General features: G+C 44.0%; 1 protein-coding gene. It reads left to right on the top strand.

Going from position 1 to position 373, the window contains the following annotated elements; translation table 11 throughout:
* A partial coding sequence (locus tag HC176_RS17540) for an SDR family oxidoreductase (RefSeq protein WP_167920291.1) occupies positions 1–373 on the top strand: 373 nt, incomplete at both ends.

Raw genomic sequence — 373 nt, 5'->3', positions numbered from 1 at the left:
GCCGAGGAAACAGCAAAATGGGTGAGAAAAGCCGGAAAAAAGGCTGTATTGGTTCCTGGAGATGTGAGTGATGAGGAACATTGTAAAAGTATCGTCCAAAAAGCTGTGGAAGAATTTGGGCAGATAGATATTCTTGTAAACAATGCAGCTTTTCAGATGGCCAGGGAAAACATTCAGGATATTTCAAGCAATGAATGGGACAGGACCTTCAAAACGAACATTTACTCCATGTTCTACCTTATCAAAGCTGCAGAGCCGCACATGAAACCCGGGAGCACCATCATCAATACTACATCCATCAATGCTTACAAGCCGCATCCACAGTTACTGGCTTATGCAGCAACAAAAGGGGCCATCCAGAACTTTACTGCCA

The sequence above is a fragment of the Tamlana crocina genome (assembly GCF_012037625.1).
The sequence above is the reverse complement of the archived record's forward strand: the minus strand, read 5'-3'. Positions and strand labels throughout refer to the sequence as shown.